6 protein-coding genes and 1 pseudogene are annotated in these 6857 nt (G+C 68.3%); 2 read left to right on the forward strand and 5 right to left on the reverse strand.

Annotated elements, in window-relative coordinates:
• The first annotated feature begins 116 nt into the window (after positions 1–116).
• Both ACREEF_RS11300 and ACREEF_RS11305 read left to right on the forward strand, forming a co-directional pair.
• Positions 117–2213: a S46 family peptidase gene (locus ACREEF_RS11300; RefSeq protein WP_431565679.1), complete on the forward strand. Its 2097-nt coding sequence runs from the start codon at positions 117–119 to the stop codon at positions 2211–2213.
• Complete coding sequence (locus tag ACREEF_RS11305; RefSeq protein ID WP_431565680.1) at positions 2210–2737, forward strand: GNAT family N-acetyltransferase; 528 nt, start codon at positions 2210–2212, stop codon at positions 2735–2737. Before ACREEF_RS11300 ends, ACREEF_RS11305 begins: the two co-directional genes overlap by 4 nt.
• A gap of 195 nt (positions 2738–2932) precedes the next feature.
• On the opposite strand, the gene pgsA is transcribed toward ACREEF_RS11305, so the two are convergent.
• From pgsA to ACREEF_RS11330, 5 genes and pseudogenes are all read right to left on the reverse strand, one after another.
• Positions 2933–3565, reverse strand: coding sequence for a CDP-diacylglycerol--glycerol-3-phosphate 3-phosphatidyltransferase (gene pgsA, locus ACREEF_RS11310; protein ID WP_431565681.1), 633 nt, complete (start codon positions 3563–3565; stop codon positions 2933–2935).
• Positions 3566–3645: 80 nt separating this feature from the next.
• On the reverse strand, positions 3646–4260 hold the full coding sequence (locus ACREEF_RS11315) for a carbonic anhydrase (RefSeq protein WP_431565682.1): 615 nt from the start codon (positions 4258–4260) through the stop codon (positions 3646–3648).
• Positions 4261–4314: 54 nt separating this feature from the next.
• The gene (uvrC, locus tag ACREEF_RS11320) at positions 4315–6207 is read right to left on the reverse strand and encodes an excinuclease ABC subunit UvrC (RefSeq protein WP_431565683.1); all 1893 of its coding nucleotides are present in this window, start codon (positions 6205–6207) and stop codon (positions 4315–4317) included.
• A gap of 16 nt (positions 6208–6223) precedes the next feature.
• Positions 6224–6670: a DMT family transporter gene (locus tag ACREEF_RS11325; protein WP_431565684.1), complete on the reverse strand. Its 447-nt coding sequence runs from the start codon at positions 6668–6670 to the stop codon at positions 6224–6226.
• Positions 6667–6857: pseudogene (locus ACREEF_RS11330) on the reverse strand (hypothetical protein); the annotation flags it as partial. The pseudogene ACREEF_RS11330 and the gene ACREEF_RS11325, both read right to left, overlap by 4 nt.

A 6857-nucleotide genomic window follows, 5' to 3' on the forward strand; every position in this document is an offset into this window, starting at 1 on the left:
CTCCTTTCGTCCTTCCGACCGATTTCAGACTATTCAGACGAATTGGCCTCTGTTTTTCCTCATCAGGGTCCGAAACCGACGCCCCTCTTCGGGGCCATGAGGATCAGGAGTTCTCCATGCGTCATCTGCTCTTCGCCTCCGTTGCGGTTCTGGCCTTCGCCGCCGCCTCTTCCGCCAAGGCTGAAGAAGGCATGTGGACCTACGACAACTTCCCCATCGGCCGCGCCAACCAGACGCTGGGGACCTCGATTGATCAGGCCTGGCTCGACAAGGTCCGGCTGTCGTCGGTGAAGTTCGGCGGCTGTTCGGCGGGCGTCATCTCCGGCCAGGGGCTGGTGATGACCAACAACCACTGCGTCGCCACCTGCGTCGCCAACCTGTCCACGCCCCAGGTGCAGTACGCCGACACCGGCTTCACCCCGCGCAGCCGCGAAGAAGAGCTGAAATGCCCCGGCGCCACGGCCGAGATCCTGACCGAGATCGTCGACGTCACCGCACGCCTGCACAAGGCGGGCGAGGGTCTGGACGGCCAGGCCTTCACCCAGGCGCGCGAGGCCGAGGCCGGCCGCATCGAGACCGAGGCCTGCGGCACTGATCCCAAGATCCGCTGCCAGGTCGTCAGCCTGTATCGCGGCGGCCAGTTCAAGCTCTACAAGTACCGCAAATACTCCGACGTGCGTCTGGCCTGGGCGCCGGAAGACCGCGCCGCGACCTTCGGCGGCGACCTGGACAACTTCTCCTTCCCGCGTTTCGCCATCGATGCGGCCTTCATCCGCCTCTATGAAGACGGGAAGCCGGTCGAGACGCCGACCCACTTCACCTGGAACCCGAACAAGCCGACCGAGGGCGAGCCCGTCTTCGTCACCGGCAACCCCGGCGCGACCCAGCGTCTGCTGACCCAGTCGCAGCTGATGACCATCCGCGACGTGGTCCTGCCGATGGACCAGCTGATCGCCTCTGAACTGCGCGGTCGCCTGATCCGCTATTCCGAGGAAGGCGAGGAACAGGCCTTCATCGCCATGGACCCCATTGTCGGCGTCGAGAACACCTACAAACGCGGCCTGGGCCGCATGCGCGCCCTGACCGACCCCGCCTTCATGGCGACCAAGGCCGAGGCCGAGGCCGACTTCCGCGCCCGCGCCGCGGGCGGCCAGACCGATCCGTGGGCGACGCTGGACGGCGTCCAGCCTCTGGCCCGCGAGCTCTACGCCCCGATGGCCCTGCTGGAAGGCGGCACCGGCATGGGCACCACCTCGGTGGCGGGCGGTTCGTCCCTGTTCCAGTGGGCGCGGGCCATCGTGCGCGGCGCCCAGGAGCGGGCCAAGCCGTCGGATCAGCGTCTGGCCGAGTTCGCCGACAGCCGCCTGCCGGGCGTGCAGTCCAGCCTCTTCGCCGAGCGTCCGACCTATGCGGCGCTGGAGCAGATCCGTCTGGAGTGGTGGCTGTCCAAGACGCGTGAATGGCTGACCGTCGACAGCCCCTATGTCCGCACCCTGCTGGGCAAGGAAAGTCCGGAAAACCTGTCGGCGCGTCTGATCACCGGCACCAAGCTGGCTGACCCGGCCGTGCGTCGCGCCCTGTGGGAAGGCGGCCTGCCCGCCGTCCAGGCCTCGACCGACCCGCTGATCCAGTATGTCCTGGCCATCGACGCCGACGCCCGCGCCGTCCGCGCCGACTGGGACAACAAGGTCAAGGCCCCGACCGACCGCGCCTCGGAGCAACTGGCCGCGGCTCGCTTCGCCGCCTATGGCGACGCCGTCTATCCTGACGCCACCGGCACCCTGCGCCTGACCTACGGCCGGGTCGAGGGCACGGACGTTCCGGGCCAACGTATAGCCGCCTTCACCACCTTCGCCGGCCTGTGGGATCGTGCGACGGGGGCCGAGCCCTTCAACGTCGCGCCCAAGCTGCTGGCCGCCAGGGACCGCATCGACCCGAACGCGGTGATGAACATGGCCGTCTCGTCCGACACCATCGGCGGCTCGTCGGGCTCGCCCGCCGTCAACGCCAAGGGCGAGATCATCGGCGCCAACTTCGACTCCACCGTCCTGACCCAGCGCAACGCCTACGGCTATGACCGCAACGTCAACCGCAGCGTCATCGTCACCACCCAGGCCGTGACCACGGCCCTGCGCGACGTCTACGGCATGGATCACCTGATCCAGGAACTGGGCGTCAGCGCGCCCAAGCCCGCTCGCCGGTCGCGCCGTTGACCGCCCCGAGCTTCCGGCCCGCTGCGTCTTCGGACGTGGCGGCGCTGCATCGCCTGGTCGAAAGCGCCTATCGCGGCGACAGCGCGAAGGCCGGCTGGACGCATGAGGCCGACCTGCTGGGCGGCCAGCGCACCGACGAGGCCGAGCTTCTGGACATCCTCGCCGACGTCTCGCGGGTCATCCTGCTGGCCGAGGTCGACGGCGTCCTGACCGGCTGCGTCCAGGTGGCGGATCAGGGCGAAGGTCTGGCCTATCTCGGCCTGCTGACCGTCGATCCGACCCGTCAGGCGGGCGGTCTGGGCCGCCTGCTGATCGAGGCCGCCGAAGCCGAGGCCGTCGCCCGCTTCGGCGCGACCCGCATGGAGATGACGGTCATCCGTCAGCGTTCCGAGCTCATCGCATGGTACGAGCGACGGGGCTACGCCCTGACCGGCGAAACCCGGCCCTTCCCGCTGGACGAAACCACCATCGGCCTGTCGGACCGCGATCTGACCTTCGTGGTCATGGAAAAGGCGCTCAAATAAAGAAACCCTCTCCCGGCGGGAGAGGGCTTGAGCCTCCAAGAGCGAAGCGATTGGTCAGGTGAAAGGGTGAGGGGCTACGGTTCCAGTCGGCGGCAGCCGTGGCGTGGCGGCTCACGCCGACGGATATCGGCGACCCTCATCCGGCCCTTCGGGCCACCTTCTCCCCTCGGGAGAAGGGACCGAGGAAGCGGCTGATCACAGATCCCGCATCTGCTTCTGGGCGGCGTTGAAATACTGCCAGCCGGTCCACAGGGTGATGAGGGCCGCCAACCAGATCAGGGTGTCGGCGAACAGCTGGAAGTGGGGCAGGTAGTCGAAGGGCAGGCCCCAGCCGTCCCAGTTGCGAGCGAACAGCTGGCAGCCCAGGGCCACCATCTGCAGCGTGGTCTTCCACTTGGCGGCCAGGGTGACGGGCAGGTTGATGCGCCCGGCCATGGTCTCGCGCAGGGCCGAGACGGCAAACTCGCGGAACAGGATCAGGCCGCAGGGGATGATGATCTGCTGCACCGAGCCGCTCGTCAGCACGCCCAGGATGGCGCCCGTGACCAGGATCTTGTCGGCGATGGGGTCCAGGATGGCGCCCCAGCGCGTCGTGGCGTTCCAGCGGCGGGCCAGATAGCCGTCGATCCAGTCCGTCGAGGCGGCGATAACGAAGATCCAGAAGCCCGTTCGGTACATGGCGAACTGGTCGTCGGGGCTCAGCATGGCCGAGACGAAGGGGATGCCGCTGGTCGCGCCCGCCAGCAGCAGGAACATGACCACCCCGGCCGCCAGACGGATGCTGGTCAGGATGTTGGGGATCGGATTGGCTTTATGGGCAGGGGTCATCATCACGTCCATTGCAACGCCTGCGGTGTGGCATGGTTCGCCGCCCGAATCGAGAGCGGGGCGAGGGCGGCGACCCTGGCTCAGTCCAGGCGTTCGAACCGCTTGGCGCCCGTCAGCTTGGTCAGGATGCCGGCGGCGATGCCGAAGTGCAGGCCGCTGAGGCGCAGTTCGCCCGCCGCTTCCTTCTCGGCGATCCAGGGGAAGGTACGCAGGTTGTCCAGCGACAGGCGCACCACGGCCTCCTCGGCGACGGTCTCGGTCTGATCGGCGGGAACGCCCTCGATGGCGGCGCTGACGGCGGGCACGCCCTGGGCCACCCAGGGGGCGACGAAGTCCTGACAATTGGACGGGGCGCCGTTCATCATGGCGTTGACCCCGCCGCAGGCGGCGTGGCCCATGACGACGATGTGCTGGACCTTCAGCACGTTGACGCCGAACTCCAGCGCCGCCGAGACGCCGTGCAGCTTGCCGTCCGGCTGATAGGGCGGGACCAGGTTGGCGACGTTGCGCACCACGAACAGCTCGCCCGGCGCGGTGTCGAAGATCAGGGCCGGGTCGGCGCGGCTGTCGGAACAGGCCACGACCAGGGTGTGCGGTTTCTGGCCGTTCGTGGCCAGGGCCTCGTATTCGGCGCGTTCTGACGGCCACCGGTTCTGGCGGAAACGGTGATAGCCCTTGGTCAATTCATCGGTCATGAGCGCCTTCCTAGACCCGCGACCCGTCGCGGCTCAACCGCAAATGCGCGTGTTTCAGGACTTGTGGAAGAAGGCGTGGATGCGTTCGGCCAGCGGCTGATTGACGCCGGGCACCTTGATCAGGTCGGCGACGGCGGCGCGGCTGACGCCCTTGGCCGAGCCGAAGGCGTGCAGCAGGGCCTTCTTGCGTCCCGGACCCACGCCTTCGATCTCGTCCAGTGGGTTCTTCTTGATGTCCATCGAGCGGCGCTTGGCGTGGGCGCCGTTGGCGAAGCGATGGGCCTCGTCGCGCAGCCGCTGGATGTAATAGAGGGCCGGGCTCTTCAGCGGCAGCATGAAGGGCGGCTTGCCGGGCATGAAGAAATGCTCCTTGCCCGCGTCCCGGTCCGGCCCCTTGGCCACGCCGACGGCGGTGATGTCGTCGAGGCCCAGATCGGCCAGAACCGCCAGCACCTCGGCCAGCTGCCCCGCCCCGCCGTCGATCAGCAGCAGGTCGGGGCGTTCGACGACTTCGCCGGCCTCCTCGTCCTTGACCATCTTGCCGAAGCGGCGACGCATGACTTCGCGCATCATGCCGTAGTCGTCGCCCGGGGTCAGGTCGTCGCCGCGGATGTTGAATTTGCGGTACTGGTTCTTGCGGAAGCCCTCGGGCCCGGCCACCACCATGCCGCCGACCGGATTGGTCCCCTGGATGTGGGCGTTGTCATAGACCTCGATCCGTTCCGGCCGGGCGTCCAGGCCGAAGGCCTCGCAGACCTCGTCCAGAATCTTCGACTGGGCCGAGTTCTCGGCCAGCTTGCGGCCCAGGGCCTCGCGGGCGTTGGTCAAGGCGTGGTCGAGGACCGTCTGCTTGTCGCCGCGCCGGGGCTGAAGGATCTCGACCTTGCGCCCGGCCTTCAGGGTGAAGGCTTCCTGCAGCAGTTCGAACTCGTGCGGGCGGACATTGGTCAAGATCTGACGCGGGACCGGCTTGTCCTCGTAGAACTGGCCCAGGAAGGCGCCCAGGATCACGGGGTCGCTGTCGCTGCGGTCCACCCGCGGGAAATAGGCCCGCCCGCCCCAGTTCTGACCGGCGCGATAGAAGAAGACCTGGACGCAGGCCTGGCCCCCTTCGGCGTGCAGGGCGAAGACGTCGGCCTCGCCCACGTTCTCGGCCGAGACCGAATGCTCCATGGAAATGGCGGTCAGGGCGCGGATGCGGTCGCGCAGACGGGCGGCCTGCTCGAACTCCATCTCGTCGGACGCCGCCTGCATCTCGCCGGACAGACGGGCGATGACCGCCCGCGACTTGCCGCGCAGGAACTGTTCCGCCTCCGTGACCAGCTCGCCGTAGTCCTCCAGGCTGATCAGGCCGGTGCAGGGGGCCGAGCAGCGCTTGATCTGATGCAGCATGCAGGGCCGGGTGCGGGTCTCGTAGACGCTGTCCGAACAGGAGCGCAGCAAAAACGCTTTCTGCAGGGTGTTCAGCGTATGATTGACCGCCCAGGTCGAGGCGAAGGGGCCGAAGTAGTCGCCCGGAACCGTGTGGGCGCCGCGATGCTTGCGGACCTGGGGCGCACGGTGGTCGCGGCGGATCATCAGTTCGGCGAAGGACTTGTCGTCCTTGAGCAGGACGTTGAAGCGGGGCTTCAGCCGCTTGATGTAGCCGGCCTCGAGGATCAGGGCCTCGGTCTCGGTGGTGGTGACCACCAGCTCCATCGAGCGCGTCAGCGACACCATCAGGCCGATGCGCTGGGTGTGGAAACGGCCTTGGGCGTACTGGACGATGCGCTTCTTCAGCGACTTGGCCTTGCCGACATAGAGGCAGTCGCCGTCCTCGCCGTACATGCGATAGACGCCGGGCTTGTCGGGGGCGCGGCGCGCCTCGTCGGCGATCAGGGCGGTCGCCTGCAGGGGCAGGGCTTCGGCCGGAGCGTCGCCCTCGATCTCGATCGTCTCGTCGGTCATCGCAGCGGATATAGGCTCAGCCGCGCCGGACCAGAAGCACGCCGCCGAAAACCAGCAGGACGCCCAGCAGCCGCGTCAGGTTCAGCGGCTGTTTCGGCACGCCGAGGGCGCCGAAGTGATCCAGCAGGACGCTGATCAGAATCTGGCCCGCCACCATCAGGATAACGGTCAGGGCCACGCCCAGGCGCGGCACGCTCCAGGCGGCGCAGACCACGAAGATCGCGCCGTAGAGGCCGCCGATCCAGGTCCACCAGGGCAGGGCCTTCATCGCCGCCGCGTCGGGCCGGGTCTGCAGCGTCAGGGCCAGCAGGCTCAGCGCCGCCGTCCCGACCAGAAAGGAGATGAGCGCCGCATTGACCGGCGAGGCCGCGGCCCCCGCCAGCCGGGCGTTGGTCGGCGCCTGCAAGGCCGTGGCCCCGCCCGCGAGCACGACCAGCAGCATGACGATCCAGGACGGGTTCATGATCCCTGTCTAGCACGCGCGGGGCCGGGCGCGGAATGCAGGCGGCGCGCCTCGACGGCGATGAAGGCGGCGGCGCGTTCGCCCTCGGGATCGGCGGCCTGACCGAAGCCGGTGTTGATCGTGCGGTGGCTGTCGCCCGGCGCGGGAACGACCTCGGCCCGGCCGCCGGCGCGGGTCAGGGCGGCGG

The organism is Brevundimonas sp. (genome assembly GCF_050729455.1).
GTDB lineage: Bacteria > Pseudomonadota > Alphaproteobacteria > Caulobacterales > Caulobacteraceae > Brevundimonas.

Bases quoted from the DNA above. Each gene is read 5' to 3' on its own strand.
- ACREEF_RS11300 (WP_431565679.1), top strand. From the start codon at position 117: ATGCGTCATCTGCTCTTCGCCTCCGTTGCGGTTCTGGCCTTCGCCGCC.
- pgsA (WP_431565681.1), bottom strand. From the start codon at position 3,565: ATGACCCCTGCCCATAAAGCCAATCCGATCCCCAACATCCTGACCAGC.
- ACREEF_RS11315 (WP_431565682.1), bottom strand. From the start codon at position 4,260: ATGACCGATGAATTGACCAAGGGCTATCACCGTTTCCGCCAGAACCGG.
- uvrC (WP_431565683.1), bottom strand. From the start codon at position 6,207: ATGACCGACGAGACGATCGAGATCGAGGGCGACGCTCCGGCCGAAGCC.
- ACREEF_RS11325 (WP_431565684.1), bottom strand. From the start codon at position 6,670: ATGAACCCGTCCTGGATCGTCATGCTGCTGGTCGTGCTCGCGGGCGGG.